The sequence below is a fragment of the Streptomyces hilarionis genome (genome assembly GCF_024539675.1).
In the GTDB taxonomy this organism is placed as follows: domain Bacteria; phylum Actinomycetota; class Actinomycetes; order Streptomycetales; family Streptomycetaceae; genus Streptomyces; species Streptomyces hilarionis.
In genome coordinates this window covers 1-251 of the sequence record NZ_JAHHIT010000821.1, presented here as the reverse complement: position 1 = coordinate 251, position 251 = coordinate 1, and the positions used below count along the sequence as shown (strand labels likewise).

The window sequence follows — 251 nt, the reverse complement described above, 5'->3', positions numbered from 1 at the left end:
GATGCCGAGACGCTGGGCCGCGAGCTCGACCGCGTGTTCGGCCCGCTGCCGGCCAAGGCCGAGCTCCTGCCCGTGCCAACGGTCACGATCTCCGGCGTCGGCGAGCGCCATTTGACGACGATCGACGTCCCGCAGTCGACGATCCGCTTCGGCCGCCAGGGTTTTATGCGCGGCGATGCAGACTTTGACGCGGGCACGGTCGTCAACCACTGCCTCGGCGCCGGCAGCTTCACCTCGCGCCTCTACAAAGA

1 protein-coding gene is annotated in these 251 nt (G+C 68.5%); it reads left to right on the top strand.

Annotation, left to right across the window (positions count from 1 at the left end):
* A partial coding sequence (locus tag KMS84_RS40455) for a hypothetical protein (protein ID WP_256921644.1) occupies window positions 1–251 on the top strand: 251 nt, incomplete at both ends.